Consider the following 24,759-nt stretch of genomic DNA (forward strand, 5'->3'; position numbering starts at 1 on the left):
CGGCTTTTAAATCCTAAACCCCTTTCGTTAGCAACTTCACGAACTCGTCTGTATTATAATTATCAGAGCCTTCGATCTTGCGCACCAACTGGCCCTTTTCATTAAAGATGAAGGTGGCCGGAATGCCAGGCACATTAAACAGCTCAGGCAATGGACCCGCAGGATAGTAGGCAGGCAGGATCAAACCCTTACCACTCATATACTGCAGCGATTTATTAAAATCATTATCCAGGGCCAGCATCACAAAAGCCACATTGCTGCCCTGGGTTTTTTCATACAGTTTCTGGATAGAAGGCATTTCTGCGCGGCAGGGAGGACACCAGGATGCCCAGAGGTTCACAAATACCTTCTTCCCCTTCAGGTCCTGCAGGTTGATTTGTTTCCCTTCACTGTCCATTACCATAAAGGAGGGCAGTGCCATTGCGGGTTCTGCGGTTGCTGCCACCGCGGCAACTTCTTCCTTCGTTCCTCCATTACCGTTACCACAACTGTACACCCCGATCATCATCAAAATAGCTATCCACATATTTTTCATATTTAGCATGTTATAATTTTTAAAGTTCAACTGAAAGGTAGCCTGCTTTCTGCAGTTCGAGCGACATCACCAATCCATTGTGGGTGTATTTTACAGTTGGCGGCAATTTGCTTTTATCCAGTCCGAATTTCTGGAGTGACAATCCGCAGCCATACACATCCACCCCCTGTTCTGCAGCGGCAGTCAGTTCTGCAGCCAGTCCGCCTGCTACCAGGTCCTTCACCAATTCGCCGCAAATGATGATCACCGATTTGCCGGGAACCACGGTAGAGCTACCCGGCTCCTTCAGGAACTGGATGGTCTTCACTGCCTGTGTTACGTGTTCTTTCTGGCGGAGTAAAAAAACAATATCATCCGTTTTTGATTTTGCGGTCTGCGCCGTAACCACAAACTGCGTCAGCAATGCGGCTATCAGCAGTAAAAATTTAAAGCTTTTCATGTTGTTTCGATTTGATTAATAAAACAAGACTTCCCGAAATGGCCAGGTTCTTAAAAAACGGGGCGATGCCCGCGTACAAAAAATCAGACTGGTTTGGATCCTGAACGACAAACGGGCTGAATTTGTCATCAGTAATTGTTTGAAATAAAAGAATCAGGATAAGAAAGGCTATTGCCGCGGAGGGGGGAAATGCAGGATGGAATGGTCTTCCCCATCGGCCGTTTCATTCAGGGGAATCATATAACGGGATACATGAACAACCGGCGGAACAGGAAGGCCCTGGTTGTTACGGAGGGAATACTGGCTTCCGGTGCTGCAGACCTCAGTGGCCTGCGCCGAATCGCCATGCAAACCCGATGCCGGCATAGTTATGCTGACCATCTGTCTGGCGCCGGCTTTTAACCGGGGGCAGCGGGCCAATCCGGCCTGAATGGCATTGGAAACCAGCAGCGCCAGCAACAACAACAAGGGTATTTTCCGTACGAAATCCTTCACTTGTGCAAGTTAGCAGATGGTATGTTTTGGTGGTGTTAAAAAAGGGGGGGCGGGGGGATCCGAGCCGGCTTTCCCCGCACGCGTCTGACGCGCGTCTGACGTACGTCAGACGCGCGTCAGACGCGTACCACAACTTTGCGTATCAATTACACATTTGCCGTACCTTAGCAGTTCAGCCGAAATGGCATTAAACAGCCCGCGTATGAAACATGTATTCAGCAGTTGCCTCGCCCTCCTCTTCAGCGCACTGGCAGCAGCACAAACCATCCAGTCGCCCGACGGAAAACTGGCGCTGCAGGTCAGCCTCCTCGACAGCATTCCGCATTACCAGTTGAGCTACGGCGGCAAGACCATCATCCAGCCGTCCAAACTGGGACTCACCCTGGTTAACGCCCCTTCTCTGCGCACCGGATTTGCACTGAAGGACCAGCAAACCGCCAGCAAAAACGAACCCTGGAACCCGGTGATGGGGGAACAGAAAACCATCCTCAACCATTACAACGAACTGGCCATAACCCTGTCGCAGCCCGCCCAGCAGCGCGACATGATCATCCGGTTCAGGCTCTTCAACGACGGTCTCGGCTTCCGCTATGAATTCCCGCAGCAGAAAAACCTGAACTACTTTGTCATCCAGGAAGAGGAAAGCCAGTTCGCACTGAACGGCGACCAGAAAGCCTGGTGGATCGCCGGCGACTACGACACCGAAGAATACAGTTACACCACGTCCAACCTCTCCGAAGTGCCCGCCCTCTTCGATAAAAGTTACGATGGCAATGCCTCGCAGACCATCATACCCATGGGACTGCAAACACCCCTGATGATGAAAAGCGCGGAGGGTATTTACATGAATATCCACGAAGCGGCACTCATCGGATACGCCGCCATGAACCTGGAACTAGACCCGAAAAATTTCTCCCTCAAATCGCACCTCACCCCCGATGCACAGGGCAGGAAGGGATATATCCAGACTCCGTTCAACACCCCCTGGCGCACGATCGTGGTGGCCGACAAGGCAGAAAAGATCCTGGCATCCAAACTGATCCTGAACCTGAATGAACCCAGCGCCCTCACCCACACCGACTGGATCAAACCGGTGAAATATGTGGGCGTCTGGTGGCAGATGTTTTGTCCGGGCCAGGGTTCCTGGAACTATGCCGATATCGACAACGTACACCTCGGAAAAACAGACTACAAAAAACTCACCCCCAACAAAACCCACGCGGCCAATAATGCCAACGTAAAAAAATACATCGACTTCGCCGCGAAACACGGATTCGACGGCGTACTGGTGGAAGGCTGGAACGAAGGCTGGGAGGACTGGTTCGGCAAGTCGAAGGAATTCGTTTTTGACTTCGTTACCCCCTACCCCGATTTTGATGCAAAAATGCTGACCGACTATGCCCGCTCCAAAGGCGTCAGGATCATCATGCACCACGAAACTTCCGCTGCTGCCACCAACTACGAACGATGGCTCGACACTGCTTTCCGCTTCATGGTGAACCATGGCTACAATGCCGTGAAGACCGGTTATGTGGGCAATATCATCCCGCGCGGCGAACACCATTACAGTCAGTGGATGATCGACCATTACAACCGCGTTATCCAGAAAGCCGCAGGTTACAAGATCATGGTGAACTCGCATGAGTCGGTGCATCCAACCGGACTGCACCGTACCTGGCCCAATGCCATCGCGGCGGAAGCGGCAAGGGGCACGGAGTTCGAAACCTTTGGCGGCAACAATCCCGATCATACCACCATCCTTCCCTTTACCCGGCTGATGGGCGGACCGATGGATTACACGCCCGGTATCTTCCAGACAAAACTCGATTATTACCAGCCCGGCGACACGCGTTATGTAAAGACCACACTCGTAAAGCAGCTAGCCCTCTACGTTACCATGTACAGTCCATTGCAGATGGCAGCGGATATCATCGACAATTACGATCGTTTTCCGGATGCATTCCAGTTCATCAAGGACGTGGCGGTGGATTGGGATGAGACCAGAATACTATCGGCAGAGCCGGGAGATTATATCACCATGGCGCGCAAGGCGAAAGGAAAGGAAGAATGGTTTGTGGGTGGCATCACCGACGAGAACCCGCGCCAGACCAGCATCGACTTCAGCTTCCTGGATTCGGATGATTATTATGTAGCGACGATATATGAGGACGGGAAGACGGCACACTATATCCACAACCCGCAGCAGTACCATATTTACAAAGTGCTGGTGAATAAAAAATCAACACTCAAACAAGCACTCGCAGCCAGTGGCGGTGTAGCCATCAGCCTGAAAAAAGCCACAGCGGCAGAATTGAAATCCCTCAAAAAACTACGATCAAAATAGATCCTGAAAAACCAACAGAAAATGCCGGGCTATTGTCCCGGCATTTTCATTATTTTATACTCTGCTGTTTTGATGATTTTACCCTCCTTGTTCACAGCAGTTGCGTCGAACCTTGAAACATCCCCAGAACTGGTCTCCTTTGTTTCCATCCGCAGCATCACACCGCTGGCGAGTCCCTTCATATTCGGCAGGTTCGACTGACCCTTCTGGTTACCCTGCATGATCATGGAAAAGTTTTTCATATAGTTGCCAAAGCCGGCACCCAGTTCACTTGTAACCCATACATTTCCGGTGGACTTGTCAGACACCACACTGTACTCAGCGCATTTATAACCCAGGATATTTTCGGTGCGGCCTGTTTTCGTGATCTTCACCTCCTCCTCTTTCAAATCCCGGCCCTCCAGTGCTGCCTGGTCGGCAACCATCTTGTGTATCTTTTTCATGTCAATGATCATCCCCATCTTCTGGGCCTCCATGAAAGTAACCATCACCTCGGATTTAAAATCGTACACCATGGCCATGCCCTTCTGCTCGCCCACGTCGAAGCCGGCATAATCGGCCGGGGCAAACCACATAGTCATTTGGTTGGTCTTGCCATTCCTGCCACCCTTTTCCATGGTCATATTGTAAGTGATGCCCATCTGGAACTTGTATTCATCCTGCAACCCATCTGCATTCTGTGCCTGCAGGGTTGCAGGCGACAAACAGGCAAAAGCAGCGCAAAGCGTTACAATACAGGTGATCTTTTTAAACGGGGCGGCAACCCCAAACGACAGGTGGAAACTCATGACGATAGATTTTGAATGAATGAAATCATCGCCTTAACCACCCGAAAGTTAAGCCAAATAATCAAGCAACCCACCCGGATTTTAGCCCTTCAGGATCGTAAACTCCACCCTGCGGTTCAACTGGTGACCAGCCTCGGTTTCATCTGTCGTCAGGTGTTTGGTTTCGCCATAACCCTGCGAGCGCAAACGCGATGCATCAATACCCTTCGACAGGATATATTCCATCACCGAGCGGGCGCGGTTATCGCTGAGTTTGAAGTTGTACTCATCGGAACCACGGCTATCTGTATGCGCGCTCAGTTCAATTTCGATGGCTGGATTTTCTTTCAACAGTTTCACCACGCGATCGAGCTCCACAAAGGACTCGGGACGCAGGCTCCACTTGTCGAAGTCGAAGAATACATTGTTGAGGCGAACCGTTTGCCCGATCTCCACCGGCACCAGGTATAGATCTTTATGAATCTCCACGTACCCTTCCTTGATCAGCGAATCCAGTTTCAGGTATTCGGAGATAGAGAAGAAATGTTTGGCCGTGGCACGGATGCCGTAGTTCTTGTTGTAAGGCAACACGATTTTGAAGGACCCGTCGATGGGATTGGAAATACCATTGCCCACCTGGGTGCCATCGGGCAGGGTTTCATACAGCAGGTCGGCGCTCAGCGGCTCGCCGGTTTTCTTGTTGTACACATTGCCGCTGACCAGCACCACCGGATCGGGCTTTTCGCGCTCCAGCAGTTTCACGCGCACGATATCGCTTTCGCCATAACCCTCTTCGCTGGTGGTGAGATACGCATACTCACCCCCGGCATCCATATTAAAAAAAGCATCCCAGTTGGGGGTATTAATCGGACTGCCCAGGTTTACGGGATCACTCCATTTGGTCCAGCTATCATCCAGCCTCTTCGCCATCCAGATATCGTTGTCGCCCAGTCCGCCCTCGCGGTTGCTGCTGAAATAAAGCGTTTCGCCATCGGCGGCCAGGTAGGGCGTCATCTCGTCCGTTTCAGGGGCGTTGATCTTCTTACCGAGGCTCTTCGGTTCGGTCCAGTAGCCATCCTTGTGCAGGTGACTGACAAAAATATCGTTGAAGGAACTGCCCTCTTCCGGGGCCATATACAGTAACAGGGTCTGGCCGCTGTGGGCCATCGTGGCGCCGGACTGGCGGCCGCGGTCGTACTTCAGGTAGTTTTTGATATTCAGGGCCTGGGGCTGGCTCCAGCGGCCATCTTCCTGCAGGTCGCTCATCGACACCCCCTTGCCGGCATAGGAACCCTGTACAAAAGCCCCGCGGATCAGGATGCGGTTGTTATCGGGAGAAATCCAGTACACCGCATTGTACTGCGCCGTGTTGAGTGGGTAGGACAAATGCCGGGCCTCGCTCCAGTTGCCCTGCTCATCGCGGAAACTCACCCAGATATCCTGTGAATTCGGCACAGAGCGGTATTTGGTATTGGCGGGATGGTTCTCGCAGATAAAAAACAGCAGGTTGCCATCGGCCGAAATCGTGGGCCGCAACTCCGGCAGGTCGGAATTGATCTTCTCCCCCAGGTTCTCGATCTTAATGACCGTTTCGGCCTTGATCACATTCTCTTTCTGGGCAATCAGCCGGACCGTAGTATCGATGGCGGGCTGGGCAAAAACGCCGTGGGCAACGCAGCACAACAACAAAAAAGATACAATTCTTTTCAAAGGAGTGGATTTTACTCCCCTTTAAACGATTTGAAGGCAATTTTATTAGGGCAAACGATGAATTTTATCAGCGGCAGGCGCCATAACTGGTTGGTGTTGTAGATTTAACCACCTAATTACAGTTCAGACAAACACACATTATGAAAAAAATCTGGATATCAGCCCTGCTGGCCCTGTCCCTCGGCGGACAGGCACAGATGAAGGCCGATGAAGTGAAGACTTTCACGCTGAAAAACGGCATGAAATTCCTGGTAGTGGAAGATTTTTCCATACCTAACGCCAATATGTACCTGTTTTATCGCGTGGGATCGCGCAATGAATACCAGGGCATCACCGGCCTCTCGCATTTCTTTGAGCACATGATGTTCAACGGGGCCAAAAAATACGGTCCCAAGGAATTCGACCGCACCATGGAATACAATGGCGGCGCCAACAATGCCTATACCCGCGAGGACGTGACCGTGTACACCAACTGGTTTCCCGCCTCGGCCACCGGTGTGATCTTTGACCTGGAAGCGGACCGCATATCCAGCCTGAGCATCGACCCAAAAGTAGTGGAAAGCGAAAGAGGGGTGGTGATCTCGGAACGCAGTACGGGACTCGAAAATTCGCCCATCCGCATGCTCTATGAAGCAGTGCAGGGACAGGCATTCCAGGAGCATCCCTACCACTGGCCCGTGATCGGTTACCTCGATGATATGAAAAACTGGAAGCAGGCCGACCTCGAGCGCTATTTCAAAACCTATTATGCCCCCAACAACTGTGTGGTGGTCGTATCCGGCGCCATCACCATGGCCGATGTAAAAAAGATGGCAGAGCAATACCTGGAGCCCATCCCGGCGCAGGCAGCCCCGCCGCCCGTGCACATTAAAGAGCCCATACAAACCGGGGAAAGAAGGATCGCTATGCAGAAAGACGTGGCCACGCCCTATCTCAGCATCGCCTGGCACACGCCCGAAGCGACACACGAAGACTATTATCCCCTCGTGCTGCTGCGCGACCTGCTCACCGGCGGACAGTCGTCCCGGTTATACAGCAGCCTCGTGGACCAGAAGCAGCTCGCCAGCAGCGTGTTTGCCAGTTACCAGGAAAGCTTTGATCCCACCCTGTTTCGGGTAACCGCTGTGGCGGGAAAGGGAACAGCTCCTGCCGACCTGGAAAACGAGATCTATGCCGGGCTGGAAGCCATCAAGAAGAACGGCGTAAGTCCGGAGGAGCTGGAAAAAGTGAAGAACCGCAAACTCATAGAATTCTACCGCCAGATCGAAACCATCAATGGGAAATCCAACAATATCGGCACCTATGAAGTCTTCTTTGGCGACTACCGCAAGCTCTTTGAGGCACCGGACCAATACAACAAAGTAACGGTGGAGGATATCCGCCGGGTGGCGGGAAAATATTTCACTAAGTCCAACCGCACCGTAGGGCTGTTGCAGGCAAAAACCGAAGAATAACACCACAACACAAGAAACATGAAACGAATCAACTATATACCAGTTTACCTGGTCGTGGCCGCCCTGATCTGTTCGATGGGTGCCTGGGCACAGGGCTTCAAGCTGCCCGCCTACCAGAAATTTGTGCTGAAGAACGGCCTCACCGTGTATCTGATGGAGCAGCACGAAGTGCCCATGATATCGGTATCGGCCATAGTGCCGGCGGGTGCCATCTATGACGGCGGGAAAGCCGGACTCGCATCCTTCACTGCCAACGCGTTGAAGCACGGTACGAAGAGCTACAGTAAACAGCAACTCGATGAAGAACTGGATTTCCTGGGGGCTACCGTCAATGCTTATGCGACCAAGGAATACGCGGGACTGTCGGCCTCCTTTGCCGCGAAAGACCAGGCAAAACTGCTGGGCATTGTGTACGAGCTGCTCACTGCGCCACGCTTTGACACTGCGGAGTTTGCCAAGGAAAAACGCCGGGCGTTGCTGCGGCTGGAGCAAAGCAAGGAAAGTCCGCGCAGCGTGATCGGTGCAAAATTCGACCAGTTCCTTTACGGCAAGCACGTGTACGGCAATATCATCAGCGGCACGCCCGCCAGTGTGTCGGCACTGGGAGTGGCGGATCTGCGGGACTTCTTCCGGCAGAACTATATCCCCAACGGATCGGCCATAGCCATCACAGGGGATTTCAAAAGCAGCGAGATGAAAACGCTCGTCAGCAAGCTCTTTGCGGACTGGAAAAAAGGGAGTCGCGCCGGTGCCGACCTGTCCGCCCAGCCCATTGAAAAACCCACCGGCAACCGGGTATTGCTCATCAACAAGAACGACGCGAAGGAAACCACTTTTTACATCGGGGCGCCGGGGGTGGCGAGGAACAATCCGGATTATGTAGCCATTGAAGTCATCAATACGTTGTTTGGGGGCAGGTTTACCTCCATGCTCAACGATGAGTTGCGGGTCAATACTGGTTTGACCTATGGCGCCGGCAGCAATTTCAGTTCGTTGAAAAAAGGCGGGTCCTTTACCATCAGCACTTTTACCGCTACGGAGACCACTGAGGCCGCCATCGACAAGGCGCTGGAAGTGTTGCAGCGCCTGCACCAGCAGGGGGTGGATGAGCAATCTTTGGCCTCGGCGAAGAACTATGTGAAAGGGCAGTTTCCGCCGCGTTATGAGACCAGCGGGCAGTTAGCCGGACTGTTAACGCAGATGTACTGGTATGGATTCAATGAATCCTATATCAACAATTTCCAGTCCACCGTAGACGGACTCAGTGTGGCGCGGGCGAAGGAAATCATCGCCACCTATTTCCCGAAAGACAAGCTGCAGTTGGTGATGGTGGGAAAGTCGGCCGACATCAAAAAGATCGTGGAGAAGTATGGGCCGGTGACGGAGGTGGAGATAAGCGGGGAAGCTGCTCCGAAGAAAGGATTTTGATGCTATAGGGAAATTTAATTCAGGGAAGTCCCCCATCCTGGAACTTGCTGCTGCAGCGGGTTTGAGGATGGGGATTTTTTTTATTGGGGCAATGTCAAAATTGGTTTGTCCAGTCAAAAAACGCTCGTAACTGCCGGATTCAATATGATGGATCAGCACACTTTTTGTCCACCCATATTTAATCACCATTTTGATATAAAATTCCCTCTCTAACACATTCTTGCACTTTTCCAAAATAAGGATATTGTGGGTCCACCCAATTTCTGCAACCATTGGCTGCAGTTTTTCGTTCCCGCTGTATTCCTTGTAAAATTTCCGCATTAACCAGAGATTACGGCTACTTAAACCATCTACTCCAGGAAACTCTTTTTGCAGGTCAACAGACAGGTTTTCCACAATAGACTTTCCCCATTTATATTGTTGCTGCCGCTCTACAATACCCTGACCGATTTCCCAATACAGACCGATCAGCGCGATATTAACCTGCTTCATAGCCTGGTATTGCGCCTGGTACACTTTCTCCTTTATTTCCGTCAAAAAGGCTCTGTAATGAGTATCGACTGGAAGCTTTGCCATAGAAATAAAAATATTAACTCCTAAACGAGTGAAACAGGGTGTTATCACTGTAATTCATCGATTACTGGTGACCGGTAATCAATTTTAGAATTATGCAGCCAGGTGGGAGTCCCGGGCAGACTCAAGCAGACAGGACTAGTATTCCTGCGGGTTCATTTTGGTATGCCGGTTGCGCGGGATCGTTATTTGTTCAGAAGAAACAGGATGTGGGCTTTTCTATTGGGGTAATGCTGGCCGGGTGATTTTATAAGGCTTGTGGGAGATGGCATGGAGGAAAGCCTTTAAAGCGCGCTTTTCCTTTTCGGACAAGCCCAGTGGTTTGATCAGCGGGTCGATTGGGGTTTGGTTCGGCTGGGGCATACCGGTATTATACAAGTGGAGGATACTATCCATTTCGTCGTGCTGGCCGTTGTGCATCCAGGGGCCTGTGCGCATGACATCGCGCAGGGAGGGGGTGCGGAACTTACCCAGGTCCGCTGGGTTTCTGGACACCAGGAAGCGGCCGCTATCTGCGCCGGGCAGGAAGTGTTCGATGCCCGTGCGGTGAAACAGTTCGTCGGTGAAATAAGTGCCGTGGTGGCAGTTGATACAGCGGGCCTTGGTGCGGAACAGGTGCAGCCCCTGGAGCTCTTCGTCGGAGAGGGACTGGTGCTGGCCGTTCAGGAAATCGTCGAATTTACCCGGGCGGCTGGTGATCGTTTCTTCGAAAGCCGCCAGGGCGTCGAGCATGCCCTCCATGGAAACCTCTTCGTTGTCGTAAGCCGCCAGGAAGAGGGGTGCGTAGCCTTTGATCGAGCGGATCTTGGGAATCAGTTTTGTCAGGTCCATCGCCATTTCGTGCGGGGTGGAGATGGGGTTGATTGCCTGCTGCTGGAGGGTGCGGGCGCGGCCATCCCAGAAGAATCTGGAGAAATAAGCCATATTCAGGAGGGAAGGCGTATTGCGGGTACCGCGCTGGTGGTCGTGCCCCAGGGAGACCGAGCGACCGTCGGCCCAGGACAATTCCGGCTCGTGGCAGCTGCTGCAGGAAACCTGGTTGGACACCGAAAGCCGGGGATCGAAAAACAGCGTGCGGCCGAGGGTAACCAGGGGGTCGTTCTGCGCCGCGAAATAAGCCGAATCCGGGGCTGGGAGGGCCTTCAGCTCCTGCCACTGCACGCCGGGGTCTGTCTGGGGTTTGGGCCATTTGGCGGGAGGCTGGCTGTAGAGGCGGCGGAGGTTTTGGGTATGCTGTTGATCCGTCAGCGAAACCGACAGGAAAGCCGTCAGAACCAGGGAGCAGATGATGATGGAGGAATGTTTCATAACAAAAAAACGTGCTATTCGCGGGGACTGTCCCTGCAATATAAAACCTTTCCTGTCCTATTTTAGCTCCGTTCGCGCCTGTTTCCAGCAACACTCAGGCATCGTGGCGGCCTCGTTAAAGGCTCGCGAATACTTCGGACAGGCTTCGGGAATACTTCTGGGTTACTTCCCGGATACATTACGAATACTTCTGCCAGGCATTTGCAAAACTTAAGGAAGGCTTATAGAAGGCCTTATGGCGGCATTGGTGGGTGTTCTGTCCATACCAACACAGTTTTCGTCAAAATGACCAAAGAAAGCATTGCGGACAGCGCGTTGCGATAAGAGATTCGATTTGAAATTTGCAGGTGACTAATAGTGGTCGTTCAGACCCGGAATAAGGTGGTCAGCTTACGTGGAATTTCCAGATATAACCGAAGTGTAAATAAAAACAGGTGAGTGAAGAATTAAAAAATCAGATCACACTTTTCTTAATTTATTGCCGGGATGGGTATAGGTATTATGGACAGCATATACAATGACTTCCTTATCAATAATCTCATAGACGACTACATAAGGGAAGCGTTCCAGTCGGATATCCCGAAGCACCTAAAAACCGCTCGCCCAAGCCAGGCTGTTGTTCCTGGTAATAAGTATAAGCTGCGATCACATCATCGTGCGCTTCCTGCTTAATAACAACCCTGAAAGACATACTATTTTTTTTGCTGCCGGACAGCCTCTAAAGATTCCTCCACCGTGTAGGATTTACTCAGGCCTTTTAAATGCTGCTGCCTTCTTTGGTGCAGCATGGCAATATCTGCGGAACTGTAGCGCCAATTGATGTCATCTTCCAGCAATACATAAATTGCCTGTAGCTTCTGCTCATCGGCAACATCAATGTATTGGTGTAATTTATTGCGTAAAGTAGCCGCACTGTCCATATTGCTGGTGTTTTAAACAAATTTACACTTTCTGACCCAGCTTTGCAAGGCCGGCAAAATATGGCACTGGCACGATATTTCTGGAAATTCCCCTCTATATTACCACTGTTTTTAGACAATAATTGACCATAGAAACCAATGCTGACAAATCGTTGCGGTAAGAGATTCGATTTGAAATTTGCAGTTGACTTATAGTGGCTATTCGGACCCGGAATAAAGTGGTCAGCTTCAGTGGCATTTGCACTCCTCCTTCACCTGCTCCGCATGTTGGACAGAGTCCTTCCGGATGTACTCATAGGCCTCTTGAAGGTGAACTTTTGCCGGATTATCAATCACTAAACGGAGCACCTTCGCTACCATGATTGCATCTCTTTTTCCAGCGTTTCCAGACTCGTAAATTCACCGCGGCTGATGCGCTCCATAGCTTCATCCAACTCCCGGTTGTAGGCCTCTACGCTTACCTCTTCTGCCGCCGGTTTCAAAAACGTCTTTAACATCGTCAACAGCGACCTTTTCTGTGGCTCATCCAGTTGGGTAAAATATTTCAACAACTCCTTATCAATGGTTGATATCGCCATACTACTCATTTGACTCAAATTTACTTATTTAAAAACGCCTATCCAAACGGGTGGTATTTATTGACTGCTGCAGCCAGCGTCGCCACCTCGCCCGGCCGGTACCGCACCGTACTACCCGGATACCGATGCCCTGCAAAACCCTGCACCACACTTACATCATGACCCGCTTTTAGGAGGTTCGTCACCACACTCTGCCGGATCGATTGCGCACTCACTACCCGGCCCGGATACAGCACCGTGGAAATTCCCGCTCTGATTAACCACTATTTTCCGTCAATAATTGATCACAGAAATCAATGCAGACAAAATCGCTGCCATAAGAGAATTGATTTGAAATTTGTACCTGCCTATTAGTGGTCATTCAGACCCGGGGAGAATGCTTATTGAACCGGATGGTACCGGTAAGTCAAAACCACTCATTCGGTCCGGTGCAGATAATAACTTTCCGCCATGATAACCAGGATGGAAAGGAATGCAGTTGAAATACCGGTGATGAACAGATACAAAGTAAGGCGGTAGTATTTCTCAGCCCTGTCTTTGGGGTAGTTCATATTCAGGATCCGGAACAGGACAATCAGCAACAGGGAAGTACAAACGCAGAGACCTGCGGCCATCACCGTTTCCTTGAATCGCCTCGTGGCAAAAGCATGTCCCACCCATCCATAAGCGCCATTAAGCAGGAAGCCCAGGAATATACCCAGGACAGTAACCATGGGTTGCCGGTAGTGTTGAATTTTATCTTCCATAACGATGCAATTAAGGGAGCTTGTTTTTCACCACCACCCCATTCTTCATGATCAGTAAAAAATTCTTGTCCGGGTTAGCCACCAGTTTGATATCCTGCAGCGGGTTACCCTCCACCAGCAGCAAGTCGGCATAAGCCCCTTCCCGCACCACCCCCAGTGGCCGTGGGTAGGGATTGCGCTTTCCGCACAAAGCCAGCAAGGAGGCATTACCGGAAGTAGCCATCTTCAGTACTTCGAATGGGGTGTACCAGCGAACCATGGTGGCAAGAATAGCGCCCTGGTTCACCGTCATCTTTGGGTTGAAGAGCAAATCGGTACCCCAGGCGGTTTTGATCTGGTATTTTTTGGCCAGTTGGTAAGCCAGATCGGTACCAGCCGCAACCTCCAGTTGTTTGGCCCTGCCCTCGGGCGAGGGCTGCGGGTTAGAGAACTCATTGGCCAGGAAGGGTTGGAGGCTGAGCCAGGCGCCCTTTTCGGCCACCATCCTGGCCGTTTCCTCATCCATCAACTGGGCATGGTCAATACATTTAACCCCGGCCCTCAAAGCGGTCTGTATAGCCCGCGGCGTATAAGCATGTACGGTAACATAAGTGCCCCAGTTTTCCGCTGCTTCCACTGCGGCCCGGAATTCAGCCTCGGTGTACTGGCTCACATCGATGGGATCGTAGGCGGAGGAAACGCCGCCGCCGGCGGCCAGTTTCAACTGGGTGGCGCCCAGCATCAGTTGTTCGCGGGCGCGCAGCAGTACGGCATCAGCGCCGTCGGCAATAGCGCCGGCGCCCATTACGTCGCCATGGCTGAGGCTGCCGTTGGGGGAGGAAGGAACCTCCCAGGGCAACCGAAAGTCGCCATGACCGGCGGTTTGGGAAATCATGGCACCGGAAGGATAAATCCGCGGGCCGTTGATCAGTCCCTGGTCGATGGCTCTCTTCAAGCCAAAACTCGGTCCAGCCAGGTCGCGAACTGTGGTAAAGCCCCTCAGCAAGGTTTTGCCAGCTTCCTGTCCGGCCACCAGGTTGATATACCCCAGGTCTGCGGTCATCAGGACATTCATTGGAACTGCGCAAAGCATGGTATGCCAGTGGGCGTCGATCAGTCCGGGCATCAGGAATTTTCCTTTCCCGTCGATAATCTGTGTATTAGCGCTTTTGTTAACGGCAATAGGTGAGGTAGAAATCCTGGCGATGCTGTCGCCCCGGATCAGTACGTTACCGGTCAGGAGTTGTTCGTTTACGCCATCAAAAATCCTGACATTGTTGATCAGGATGGTGGTAGTTTGGGCCTGCGCCGGAAAAACAATAGAAACCAGCGCCATTGCAAGGAAGATCAATTTCATCCGGAAAATTTTTAGCGTACATCAGGCGCCGGGAGGCGATGGGGTACTGTTTGGGGTACCCCGGGAGGCGCAAGACATATATTTTAATTGAAATATACGAATACTTCTGACTGAAAGGTTAATCTGTAGACCGGTTGGTGGCCGCTTTCGGAGCGAGGATGGAGATGATGTTTGGTGCCTTGTTGGTTGTTGTTTGGTCGTTCCGTTGTAGATGTTAGGTCGTTGTTTGGTCGATGTTGGTTCAGATTAGGTTCGTCTTAGGTTCGCTCCGGGAAAAGAATAGGTTCTGCATTTCTTGTTGCCAAAAACTCTGTATTGCTATTTGCCAATTTCAACTCTCCCGCGGATCAATGTTGCGGTCAGACATGACCGGTACCAATTCAACAGGCACCTACCTGAAAAGTCAGAAGTCAACCATTCGTTACAAAAATCCCTGTTGAAACAGCGGGCAGATTGGCCGGCAGGGCAGACAGTGAAGCGGTAAGTGCATATGTTTTGAAAATGGTGATGCAGAGAATCATGAACAAGGAATATCCGTTGCGAAGAAAGAAATATGGTTATAGATTTCGGTTAGTTGTTGGGGGTGGTTTTGCCTCCCGAAAGTGTGAATTGGTTCCCTGGAGCAATGGTTGGAGGAAGTGGCACAAAACCAGGTGACAATAGGTAATAATAATACCCTGAAATATGTATTAATTACCGCCAAGCATAAATAGATAAACTTTTGATTATCCGGTGCTTGCAAGTGTGAAAAGCAATATTTATATTACTAGGTTTTTTAATTGAAAGCGGTGTGTGACTGAGGTGGCGAAGCTGTGGGGATTGGAGTTGTAGTTTGGGTAAACAGACATTTGCTGCAAGAAAATCAAATATTAACAGATTGCGCTATCAAGATAGCGCATTAGATATTTTAACCGGATACTGTGAAAGGACTTTTCATTAATGCGTATGCGCAATCCAGAAAACAAACAACCATCTCCTTTAAAACCAAAACAATACAAAATCCGCAATACGTGGACAATTCATAAATACATTCGTTAGCAGCAACTTTAGAGCCACACCAAAAAATCAAAAGTGAACCAAAGAGTAAGAACATATTTAATTAACGCAGCAAGACAGAAAGATAAATTCGTTTATTACAGCGATGTAGTAAAAGGTTGCGACTTGGACATTGACACCAGTACAGAATTTGGCAGGCGACAGTTAAGTGAAATATTAGTAGAGGTTTCTGAATTTGAAAACAACCAACAACCTCCAAGACCTCTACTTAGTTCTTTGGCAATATACAAAGACAAAAACAAAAACGACCACGGAGACGGATTTTATAGAATTGCTGAAAAATTAGGCAAAGGCAGTTTTAAAAAACTGAAAGACGACTTATTTGCTTTTAGCGAAGCGGAAGAATGCAGAATATTTTGGCAACAAAATGACAACTATCAAAAATTTGCATCAATTACAAACGGAACAACCTCAAAAAACGGAATAGATTTTTTTAAACAAGACGAGTTAGACTTTTTCAAACAATGGCAATACAAAGTTTATAATCCAAATGATGACGAGCATGTAAAAGCAAAGAATTTCCTAATGGATACTGTTTGGGAAAAGAGTATTTACATGGGACGAGAAATCGTAAAACGACTACAAGGTTTTGAATTGGACGGTAAAAAATATTGGAGTCAAAGAGGTTGGAGTGAAAACGAAAAAGGCGAAAATGTGCAAGCGGCAATTATAAAACCATATACTTGGATAAAAGTATTGCGTAATACTGACAGAGGAAAAGACATTTTCTTCACTTTTGGCATTGACGCACTTCCTACAACAGAAGCGTTCACATACAAAATAGACTGTCAAGACAAAAGAGATTCTAAACTTTCACCAGCCCAAATTGAGCTCTGTAAATCGCTAATTCCTGTGACAGCTAAATGGAATGAAATCGCATTTGACGAATTAGTTACAAAAAATTGGGATTCCCTAATAGAAACTTGTGTTCTTTTCGTTAAAGAACACACAGCGCATTACGATGCAATTATTGAATCGGTTTGGGGAGCAGCAATTCCTCCAACTCTTTTCAAAAACAAACTCATCAAAAAGGAAAAACCAAAAGACGGTTACGAATCAATTCCTGAAACAAAAAAAGACTTTAAAGGTGTTGATGTGGATTTTCAAAGAAAATCAAAAGAACAAAAAGATTTAGGCAACAAAGGCGAAACTTTAGTAAAACAACGAGAAATAGAATTTCTAAAAGAAAGGAATTTACACGACAAGGCAGAGCTAGTTGACATTGTGCAAGACGGAAAAGGTTATGATGTATATTCGTTTGACGAATTAGGAAATGAAAAATTCATAGAAGTTAAAACAACAACAGGTAATGAATATTCACCTTTCTTTCTTAGTGAAAACGAAGTTGATTTTATGCGTTTGAATAAAAATCAATACTGTATTTATCGTGTTTACAATTTTGACGAAGAAAATAATTTTGCCGAGTTTTATGAACTGAATGGCGACATTGAGAACCAATTACTAATGAAACCAACACAGTATAAAGTTTTAATTAAAAAAGAATAGTGATGAAAAGCTGCTGTTAACAAGGGCATTTGGTTTACCAGGGCGGGACGTTAGTAATGGCCCTGGCAAACCAAATCCCTAATCGTTTCAGGCGATAAGTAATTACGCCATACTATTAACAATCGGTAGACAAATGTGCAGGACTTATAACACGATTGGTTCACTGACGACTTTAAAAACACATTTAAAGAATAACAACATCCATGACTTCAAGTCATTAAGAGACGTAATTGATTTTAAAAACTCATGGACAACTTTACGACAGCAATTAATTTATCATCATGAAAACCTGATTGAGCAAGAGAAAAATATGCTCAACATGGATTTACAGCAGCTGGAGACGGAAATTGAAACGCAAAGACAGCAATCTGAACAAAGGCTGACAGACGAAATAAACAAGCTGAAGCAGCAATTGAGTATTTCAATAGGCTATGCACCAACAAACATTTTTCAAAAGTTAATTAAGAATTTAAGGCATTGGAACTATAAAAGGAAAATCAAACACAAAGAACATAATTTTGATATTGAAGTAAAATCGTCAATTAGCAACCTTATTGACAATTACCAAGTCAAAAGCAATCGCTATCAATTTATTTCTTCACATGTTAATGAAGCGATAAAGCAAAGTGCCCAATATTCTTTGCTTGAACTTGAAAGAAAAAAAGCTACTATAGACGATTTAAACAGCTTCATATATGGTGCGTTGGGAGAACAAAAAGTTGTTAAAATATTAGAAATCCTGTCTGACGAATATTTTTTGATTAATGACTTTGCTGTTTCTTTTTCACCTGCAATCTATAACAGGCAAGAAAATGATTACATAAAGTCAGTTCAAATTGACCATATACTTGTAGGACCATCAGGAATATTTCTTATTGAAACAAAGAATTGGAGTGAAAATTCATTAGACAATTTGAGCCTACGTTCACCCGTACAGCAAATAAAGAGGACAAGTTTTGTGCTATTTAAGCTACTTAATAATGAGATGAGCAAGAATTATCTGCGTTTAGACAGACATCATTGGGGGGACAAAAAAATATCAATCAGAAATATCATTGTATTGACAAATACAAAACCTAAAGAGGAGTTTCAGTTTGTGAAGATTTTGAATGTTAACGAGCTTCTTGGTTATGTAAACTATTTTAAACCGACATTCTCAAATACCGAAACTCAAAGAATTGTGGAATATTTAGTGGACAGTAATAATCGAAAAACAATAATTACAAACTGAAACTGTCTTAAAATAAATATTTGACATAACTTAAGTCCAGTAGTAACTTCAACGTACATTCTTTTTATCACAATATAAAAGGGTAGTACCACAAATAAATGTCAAGGCATAATCGCTGAAATAATTATTCTAATTACTCATTCTAGGAACAACATGAATTACTATCCTGAACTAAATAAATTTATCGAACAAGCTAAAACCTCAGACCTTAGCACTTCAGAATATAAAAATAATTTTCAAGGTTTATCCATCAAAGTAAGTTTTGGAAAAGGGAACAAAGCAAAAATACCTTGGATAGCTTTTCTAAATGCGCCTGATACTGTTCAGGATGGCATTTATCCAGTTTATCTATATTACAAAGATAAAAATCTACTCATTCTTGCCTATGGAGTAAGTGAAACCCATAAATCAAAAAGAGAATGGAATATTTCAGATGAAAAAACAATTGATCAATTTTTCGCAGATAATAATTTAGGAAGACCAGAGAGATACGGAAATTCTTACATCTTCAAAAGTTATGATTTAAAAAATGGAATTGATGAAAAAGAAATAAACGATGATTTAAATGAATTGATTTCAATTTACATGGCCAATAAAGGTGAATCAAAAAGTTCTACTAGACAAGCTGAAATATTTAGCAGCACAACATTTTATAATGCAGCGCTTGATGCAGGATATTATATAAATAAAACATTATGCACTCGTTTTTGCGCTTCCCTTCTCACCAAGCCATTCGTTATTCTTACAGGTCTATCGGGTTCAGGAAAAACTAAATTAGCTCAGGCTTTTGTGCAATGGATTTGTAAGGATGCAAGTCAGTACCGAATTATCCCGGTAGGTGCTGACTGGACCAACAGAGAGCCCCTTCTGGGTTATCCCAACGCACTTAAGCCCCAGGAATATGTGAAGCCTGACAACGGTGTACTGGACTTAATTATACAAGCAAATAAGCAAACTGACTTACCGCACTTTTTGATACTTGACGAGATGAACCTAAGCCATGTTGAACGGTACTTTGCCGATTTTCTGAGTGTAATGGAATCAAAGGAAGAAATTTCATTGCATGCTGAAAGCGCCGTTGAAAACGGAGTGCCTGCAAAACTAAAAGTGCCTGCCAATCTTTTTATTATAGGAACAGTGAACATTGATGAAACTACAAATATGTTCAGCCCTAAGGTTTTGGATAGAGCAAATACTGTTGAATTTCGCGTTACACAGGATGAAATGGCAAATTTCCTAGGAAACATAAAGGAAATAAACCTGGATATCCTTACCAGCAAAGGTGTGGAAATGGCAAAGAATTTTCTAGAAATGGCAGCCAATAAAACCTTTGCCACAAAAGATATTGATACGATCAATGCCACATTGGTTAAATTCTTCGGAGAACTGAAAAAGATGGGAGCCGAATTTGGATACCGCAATGCAACAGAAATTTTACGACTGATTCATCAGTTGAGCGTACTTCAAAAAGAACTCACCCCCGATGAAAAAATAGATATTGCCATAATGCAAAAGCTGCTGCCTAAACTGCATGGATCCCGGAGAAAATTGTGCTCACCTTTGGAAACACTCGGTTCCTTTTGCATATCAGGGGATGTTAAAATCATTAAGGATGTTTTTGAAAAGACCGATTTTAATTTCAACAGCACGAATGTTCATTATCCACTTTCGCTTGAAAAAATAACCCGTATGTATAAGGGGGCCATAGATAACGGTTTTGCCAGTTTTGCTGAGGCATAAGAAATGAAATCGGTTACAAACATAGAAATTAACCTAGAAACAGTTAAAGAAGGACTGAGGCTCTGGATTGAAGCCAACAGGCCTGATTCGTTGTTTGATGCAGAAGAATTGGCCCATGAAAACAATGAAGCAAGATTTCAGCTTTTGGAAGGTTGCACGTATGATTATGAAATCAATGATTCAAACTACAGACTTGGCGATGTTGGCGAAAATATAGTTCAGCAGCACAAAAGAAACACCAGCCTTGGCTCTATTGCTCCCAATATTTTTGTTGGAACTTTATCTATTCCGTTATTAGAAAAAAACTCTTCTCAGGAATGTTGTAAAATAGAGCTCGAAATACAATCAGTGAAAGCGGGATATCGGGATGACTATCGCGATATGCTTGAACTAATTACAGAAAAATGCACAGATCTGTTACTTCAGGCTAGCTCCCCAGTTTCGCAACATTTTGATATTGATTACACAAAAGACAGTCAATCTATTTATCAGAAATTTGCCTTTATTAAATCAGTAATTGGCACAAATGAGTTTGCGGAAGCTGTTCATCGTATTCTTACATCTCCAGTAACCAAGTGGAAAGAAACAACAGAAGAAAATGATATAAGGAATGCCAGACGATTTTCCAACACCAACATTAAAGAAATACTGAAAGGCGGTAAACGCACAAAAATACCACACACACACTATTTGAGAAATTATGGAATAGAAACACTGCCGGAAAGAATAACCACCATCCGAAAAGCAGATTCAGTGGATACTCCAGAAAATCGGTTTATCAAACATGCTCTTGAAATCTTTTTAAAGTTTTGCACCGACATCAATAAAAAGGCAAAAGAATTCGGTCATAAAAAAATGGAAACCGAATCAGAAATATTGATTCAGGAACTAGATAATCAGTTACATCATACTGTTTTTAAGCAAATTTCGCGACCAAATACTTTAAAGCTGAACAGTCCAATTTTGCAAAGGAAAGAAGGATATCGCGAGGTGCTGCGTGTCTGGCTCATGTTTGATCTTGCAGCAAAACTAGTTTGGACTGGTGGCGATGATATATATAGTGGAGGCAAAAAGGACATAGCCACCTTGTATGAATACTGGCTTTTTTTCAAACTTCTTGACTTGTTTCAGAGCATCTTTGACATTGATCCAAAAGATATATCGGAACTCATAAAGGAAACATCAGATGGCTTAAATCTTCAAATTAAACAGGGTAAATTTACCGCACTAAGCGGAATTTACAATTCAGGAGCCAGAAAGCTTAATGTTCGATTCAACTACAACCGTTCATTCACCGGCAGAAAAAACTACCCAGATTCGGGAAGCTGGACAACAACACTACGACCTGACTACACACTTTCATTCTGGCCTTTAGGCATTACAGAAGATGAGGCAGAAAAACAGGAACTAATTGTTCATGTTCACTTTGACGCCAAATACAAAATTGCCCCTATTGCTGATTATATTGAACAAAACACAGAGAATGATCTGGATGAAGAAAAAGCGGAAAACCGGAAAGGCATCTACAAAAATGCCGATCTTTTAAAAATGCACGCTTACAAAGATGCAATCAGGCGGACCGGAGGCGCATATGTTTTGTATCCCGGTGGCAAAACCATCAATCATAAAGGATTTCATGAAATAATTCCGGGACTAGGAGCATTTCCAGTAAAACCATCAAAATCAGACAGTGGTATAGGTGAACTAAAAGCCTTCATATTGGAAATCATTGACCACTTTCTAAACCGTGCATCACAAAGAGAGAAAGTCGCATACAGGGCATTTGAAATTTATAAAAAGCCTCCAGACTCGGAAAATATAATCAATGAACCATTACCAGAGCCATTCAACACAAACAGAGATTTAATCCCTGATGAAACCTTTATTCTAGTAGGATATTATAAATCTACTGAACAATTTTCCTGGATTACAAGAAACAGACTATACAATTTTAGAATAGGTTCTGCCGCAGGTTCACTTATACTCGACAAAGAAACAGTAAGTTCAAAATATTTATTACTGCATACAACTGGCAACAAAGTTTCCGGTGAATTATGGAAGATTGTAAGTATAGGTCCAAAAGTGTACTCAAAGGATGATTTAATCAAAAAAGGTTACCCTTCCCCATCACAGGACAATTACCTAGTAATACAATTAGAACCGGTAACAGACCCAGAATTTGACAATGCAAGTTGGAATTTCAGGAATCTTAAAAACTATTCTATTGCCAGAGCCTCCGCATATCCATTTACAACGAGCCTTACTGAATTAATGAAAAACAAAATACGATAATATGCCCGCCTTTCAATGCCTAACCCACTGATAAGCCGAAAAAACAAAAAAATAATCATACCCCGAAAAAGAGCCTGTTTACAAATGCACATTTAATTGACGACAAAATTCCAAATAAATGACCCATCAATAGAATCTCAGTGGAGAGCTATTATATTATTTGGGGGGGAATTCCGCAACATATAAGTTTGCCTTTGCTAAATCATTGCTTGAAATAGTTGAACAACAAAAGACGAGTATTTCTCTTTCAGAGTTGGCAATACCATTTGCAGATTCAATTGTTGATCATTTAAGGAAAACTGACAAACAAGGCAATGCAAGTTCAAGTAACTTTCTAGAAGGTTGCAGAAAATACATTACTCAATCAATTTCAAAAGAACAACTATATAGCTTAATTGAAAAGTATGGCTTTGTAAATGTTATTGATGCATTTCAAAATGTGAACGGCGGAATTATACCCGATATTTTTTATGAAAAGAATTTTAGACAATCAAAGAAAGAAATAATAATCACAGACAATCTTTTGTCTTAAACCCCTAAAAACTGGACATAAGGTCAATATTGGTTAGACACTTTTTCTGTTTTTCACCGCTGCCGTCAAAGGTAGCCTCGCCTCTGGAAAAGTAAAGGCTATACGTAGCGGCGATGGCATACGCTTCGGAATCCCGGATCGCCGGCCTTGACTTTTCCTCCGGCTTTTCGGCTAATGGTGGCCTAAGCGGTTCAATAGACCGGTAGTGTTCATCCCACACATGCATCGGAGTTCTTTTACCAAGGTTTCCGTTAAACCAATTTGATCTGCTTCCTACAGAATTTGAAGCTTTTCCTCGATATTCCAATTACGTCTTGTTTTTCCATGTCTCCCTAAATTTAATGTACTTAACTGATATGATAAATCAGTCCAGACATTTAGGGAGCAAGGACACCAATTGGTTGAAGTGAAAAATTACCAAAGTCCCCTGAACGAATTTCCCGCATTTTTGTAAATCAAAGCGATTAGGAGTAATGACTTTCAGGGAAGCCACCACCAGCGACATAAAGGAAATCCAACTCGTCAGGAACTCGGTGAAGGAGAATACGCTATCTGACCCAAACCTCGTTTCCGACCAGGATTGCGAAGCGTTTATTACAAAAAGGGGGAAGGGTTGGGTTTGCGAAATAGATGGCAGGATCGTTGGATTCTCCATTGTTGACTGCCAGGAAAACAATATCTGGGCCCTGTTCCTGGCACCTGAGTTTGAGAAAATGGGCATTGGGAAAAAGCTCCACGACATGATGCTGGACTGGTACTTTACCCAAACAAATGAGCCTGTTTGGCTGGGCACTTCCCCGCATACCAGGGCAGAAAAGTTTTACCGGAAAGCCGGCTGGATAGAAATCGGGAACCATGGAAAGGACGAGATCAAATTTGAAATGACAAAAAACCAGTGGCTGCACAAAAGGCAATCCGAATAGTTGACTCCAAAGAACCAACCACCCCATTATGATCCCTGAACATATTTTGACAGCCGCCCGCCGCATCTGGGACTACCACCACATGCAGCATCAACTGCAACCCGCAGACTGCATCCTGGCGCTGGGCAGCCATGACCTTCGTGTAGCGGAAAGGGCGGCGGATCTGTGGCTGGAGGGTTGGGCGCCACTGCTGGTGATGTCGGGCGGGTTGGGAAATTTCACCCAGGGCATGTGGACGGAAAAGGAGGCGGATAAATTCGCGGCGGTGGCCAGGGAAATGGGTGTGCCGGAAGAGGTTATCCTGATCGAAAACCAATCGACCAATACGGGCGAAAACATCGCTTTCACCCGGCAACTGCTATTGTCGAAGAACCTGGACCCGCAGCGTTTCATCGTGGTGCAGAAGCCCTATATGGAGAGAAGGAGCTTCGCCACTTTCATAAAACACTGGCCCGATAAAGACCTGGTGGTTACTTCCCCGCAAATTGATTTCGAAGCCTATCCCAACGAAGAAATTCCACTGGAGCGGGTAATCAATATCATGGTGGGCGACCTGCAACGAATTAAGGAATACCCGGCAAAGGGTTTCCAGGTTCACCAGGATATTCCGGATGCTATCTGGCTGGATTTTGAAACCCTGGTGGCGGCGGGATTTGACCAGCATTTGATAAGGTAAGGATTTTAGTTATGTGCTTTTGCTTTTCCTGCTGAATTCCTGCGACAGTGAATCTCCTGCCAGGAAAGGAGGTAAGTGTACCCTAATTGCAATCTGTACATAAACTCTGCAAAGTGGCTATGAAAGGAATACTTACAAATGCTTCCTTGCCAATTTGTAGTTTTCAATAA

At 46.1% G+C, this 24,759-nt stretch carries 20 protein-coding genes and 1 pseudogene; 10 read left to right on the forward strand and 11 right to left on the reverse strand.

Translation table 11 applies throughout. The features are described from left to right. Positions 1-13 precede the first annotated feature (13 nt). From BC349_RS10415 to BC349_RS10425, 3 genes are all read right to left on the reverse strand, one after another. Positions 14-544, reverse strand: coding sequence for a TlpA family protein disulfide reductase (locus BC349_RS10415; RefSeq protein ID WP_187256665.1), 531 nt, complete (start codon positions 542-544; stop codon positions 14-16). Positions 545-554: 10 nt separating this feature from the next. Further along, entirely contained in the window at positions 555-974 is a 420-nt protein-coding gene (locus BC349_RS10420; RefSeq protein WP_187256666.1) for a DsrE family protein, read from the reverse strand. A gap of 168 nt (positions 975-1,142) precedes the next feature. Then, positions 1,143-1,469, reverse strand: coding sequence for a hypothetical protein (locus tag BC349_RS10425; protein WP_187256667.1), 327 nt, complete (start codon positions 1,467-1,469; stop codon positions 1,143-1,145). Positions 1,470-1,671: 202 nt separating this feature from the next. Between BC349_RS10425 and BC349_RS10430 the strand changes: the two genes are divergently transcribed. Next, a complete protein-coding gene (locus tag BC349_RS10430) occupies positions 1,672-3,813 on the forward strand; it encodes a glycoside hydrolase family 97 protein (protein ID WP_187256668.1) in 2,142 nt (713 codons plus the stop codon). Positions 3,814-3,842: 29 nt separating this feature from the next. On the opposite strand, the gene BC349_RS10435 is transcribed toward BC349_RS10430, so the two are convergent. Together BC349_RS10435 and BC349_RS10440 are read right to left on the reverse strand one after the other, a co-directional pair. Further along, on the reverse strand, positions 3,843-4,601 hold the full coding sequence (locus tag BC349_RS10435; protein WP_187256669.1) for a DUF4412 domain-containing protein: 759 nt from the start codon (positions 4,599-4,601) through the stop codon (positions 3,843-3,845). 81 nt (positions 4,602-4,682) lie between these two features. Further along, complete coding sequence (locus BC349_RS10440) at positions 4,683-6,290, reverse strand: OmpA family protein (protein WP_187256670.1); 1,608 nt, start codon at positions 6,288-6,290, stop codon at positions 4,683-4,685. Between the two features lie 140 nt (positions 6,291-6,430). Between BC349_RS10440 and BC349_RS10445 the strand changes: the two genes are divergently transcribed. Together BC349_RS10445 and BC349_RS10450 are read left to right on the forward strand one after the other, a co-directional pair. Next, the gene (locus BC349_RS10445; protein ID WP_187256671.1) at positions 6,431-7,744 is read left to right on the forward strand and encodes a M16 family metallopeptidase; all 1,314 of its coding nucleotides are present in this window, start codon (positions 6,431-6,433) and stop codon (positions 7,742-7,744) included. 18 nt (positions 7,745-7,762) lie between these two features. Next, positions 7,763-9,172 carry a M16 family metallopeptidase gene (locus tag BC349_RS10450; RefSeq protein ID WP_187256672.1) on the forward strand — a complete coding sequence of 470 codons (1,410 nt, stop codon included), beginning with the start codon at positions 7,763-7,765 and terminating at the stop codon, positions 9,170-9,172. Positions 9,173-9,304: 132 nt separating this feature from the next. Here BC349_RS10450 and BC349_RS20235 read toward each other — a convergent pair. From BC349_RS20235 to BC349_RS10480, 6 genes and pseudogenes are all read right to left on the reverse strand, one after another. Next, positions 9,305-9,748 (reverse strand): annotated as a pseudogene (locus tag BC349_RS20235) (DUF1016 N-terminal domain-containing protein); the annotation flags it as partial. Between the two features lie 216 nt (positions 9,749-9,964). Next, positions 9,965-11,053, reverse strand: coding sequence for a cytochrome-c peroxidase (locus BC349_RS10460; RefSeq protein WP_187256673.1), 1,089 nt, complete (start codon positions 11,051-11,053; stop codon positions 9,965-9,967). 692 nt (positions 11,054-11,745) lie between these two features. Beyond that, on the reverse strand, positions 11,746-11,973 hold the full coding sequence (locus BC349_RS10465) for a hypothetical protein (protein ID WP_187256674.1): 228 nt from the start codon (positions 11,971-11,973) through the stop codon (positions 11,746-11,748). Between the two features lie 353 nt (positions 11,974-12,326). After that, positions 12,327-12,551: a hypothetical protein gene (locus BC349_RS10470; RefSeq protein WP_187256675.1), complete on the reverse strand. Its 225-nt coding sequence runs from the start codon at positions 12,549-12,551 to the stop codon at positions 12,327-12,329. Between the two features lie 416 nt (positions 12,552-12,967). Continuing rightward, entirely contained in the window at positions 12,968-13,297 is a 330-nt protein-coding gene (locus tag BC349_RS10475; RefSeq protein WP_187256676.1) for a hypothetical protein, read from the reverse strand. Between the two features lie 10 nt (positions 13,298-13,307). Next, positions 13,308-14,633: a metal-dependent hydrolase family protein gene (locus BC349_RS10480; RefSeq protein WP_187256677.1), complete on the reverse strand. Its 1,326-nt coding sequence runs from the start codon at positions 14,631-14,633 to the stop codon at positions 13,308-13,310. Positions 14,634-15,704: 1,071 nt separating this feature from the next. On the opposite strand from BC349_RS10480, the gene BC349_RS20165 reads away from it, so the two are divergent. From BC349_RS20165 to BC349_RS10515, 7 genes are all read left to right on the forward strand, one after another. Beyond that, complete coding sequence (locus BC349_RS20165) at positions 15,705-17,195, forward strand: protein NO VEIN domain-containing protein (protein WP_187256678.1); 1,491 nt, start codon at positions 15,705-15,707, stop codon at positions 17,193-17,195. Between the two features lie 133 nt (positions 17,196-17,328). Then, positions 17,329-18,426, forward strand: coding sequence for a nuclease-related domain-containing protein (locus BC349_RS10490; RefSeq protein ID WP_187256679.1), 1,098 nt, complete (start codon positions 17,329-17,331; stop codon positions 18,424-18,426). Positions 18,427-18,579: 153 nt separating this feature from the next. Then, entirely contained in the window at positions 18,580-20,166 is a 1,587-nt protein-coding gene (locus tag BC349_RS10495; RefSeq protein WP_187256680.1) for an MrcB family domain-containing protein, read from the forward strand. Between the two features lie 3 nt (positions 20,167-20,169). Then, positions 20,170-22,458 (forward strand): DUF2357 domain-containing protein, encoded by a 2,289-nt coding sequence (locus BC349_RS10500; RefSeq protein ID WP_187256681.1) that lies wholly within the window; start codon positions 20,170-20,172, stop codon positions 22,456-22,458. A gap of 205 nt (positions 22,459-22,663) precedes the next feature. Beyond that, positions 22,664-22,990 (forward strand): hypothetical protein, encoded by a 327-nt coding sequence (locus BC349_RS10505; protein ID WP_187256682.1) that lies wholly within the window; start codon positions 22,664-22,666, stop codon positions 22,988-22,990. Positions 22,991-23,463: 473 nt separating this feature from the next. Next, positions 23,464-23,913, forward strand: a complete 450-nt coding sequence (locus BC349_RS10510; RefSeq protein ID WP_187256683.1) for a GNAT family N-acetyltransferase — start codon at positions 23,464-23,466, stop codon at positions 23,911-23,913. Between the two features lie 28 nt (positions 23,914-23,941). Further along, positions 23,942-24,589: a YdcF family protein gene (locus BC349_RS10515; RefSeq protein WP_187256684.1), complete on the forward strand. Its 648-nt coding sequence runs from the start codon at positions 23,942-23,944 to the stop codon at positions 24,587-24,589. Positions 24,590-24,759 lie beyond the last annotated feature (170 nt).

The sequence above is a fragment of the Flavihumibacter stibioxidans genome (assembly GCF_014332695.1).
GTDB classification, from domain to species: Bacteria; Bacteroidota; Bacteroidia; order Chitinophagales; family Chitinophagaceae; genus Flavihumibacter; species Flavihumibacter stibioxidans.

Coding starts and splice junctions, on each gene's coding strand:
- BC349_RS10470 (WP_187256675.1), bottom strand. CDS start 12,551: ATGGCGATATCAACCATTGATAAGGAGTTGTTGAAATATTTTACCCAA.
- BC349_RS10510 (WP_187256683.1), top strand. CDS start 23,464: ATGACTTTCAGGGAAGCCACCACCAGCGACATAAAGGAAATCCAACTC.
- BC349_RS10420 (WP_187256666.1), bottom strand. CDS start 974: ATGAAAAGCTTTAAATTTTTACTGCTGATAGCCGCATTGCTGACGCAG.
- BC349_RS10445 (WP_187256671.1), top strand. CDS start 6,431: ATGAAAAAAATCTGGATATCAGCCCTGCTGGCCCTGTCCCTCGGCGGA.
- BC349_RS10430 (WP_187256668.1), top strand. CDS start 1,672: ATGAAACATGTATTCAGCAGTTGCCTCGCCCTCCTCTTCAGCGCACTG.
- BC349_RS10500 (WP_187256681.1), top strand. CDS start 20,170: ATGAAATCGGTTACAAACATAGAAATTAACCTAGAAACAGTTAAAGAA.
- BC349_RS10450 (WP_187256672.1), top strand. CDS start 7,763: ATGAAACGAATCAACTATATACCAGTTTACCTGGTCGTGGCCGCCCTG.
- BC349_RS10460 (WP_187256673.1), bottom strand. CDS start 11,053: ATGAAACATTCCTCCATCATCATCTGCTCCCTGGTTCTGACGGCTTTC.
- BC349_RS10480 (WP_187256677.1), bottom strand. CDS start 14,633: ATGAAATTGATCTTCCTTGCAATGGCGCTGGTTTCTATTGTTTTTCCG.
- BC349_RS10475 (WP_187256676.1), bottom strand. CDS start 13,297: ATGGAAGATAAAATTCAACACTACCGGCAACCCATGGTTACTGTCCTG.
- BC349_RS10495 (WP_187256680.1), top strand. CDS start 18,580: ATGAATTACTATCCTGAACTAAATAAATTTATCGAACAAGCTAAAACC.
- BC349_RS10435 (WP_187256669.1), bottom strand. CDS start 4,601: ATGAGTTTCCACCTGTCGTTTGGGGTTGCCGCCCCGTTTAAAAAGATC.
- BC349_RS10490 (WP_187256679.1), top strand. CDS start 17,329: ATGTGCAGGACTTATAACACGATTGGTTCACTGACGACTTTAAAAACA.
- BC349_RS10515 (WP_187256684.1), top strand. CDS start 23,942: ATGATCCCTGAACATATTTTGACAGCCGCCCGCCGCATCTGGGACTAC.
- BC349_RS10465 (WP_187256674.1), bottom strand. CDS start 11,973: ATGGACAGTGCGGCTACTTTACGCAATAAATTACACCAATACATTGAT.
- BC349_RS10415 (WP_187256665.1), bottom strand. CDS start 544: ATGCTAAATATGAAAAATATGTGGATAGCTATTTTGATGATGATCGGG.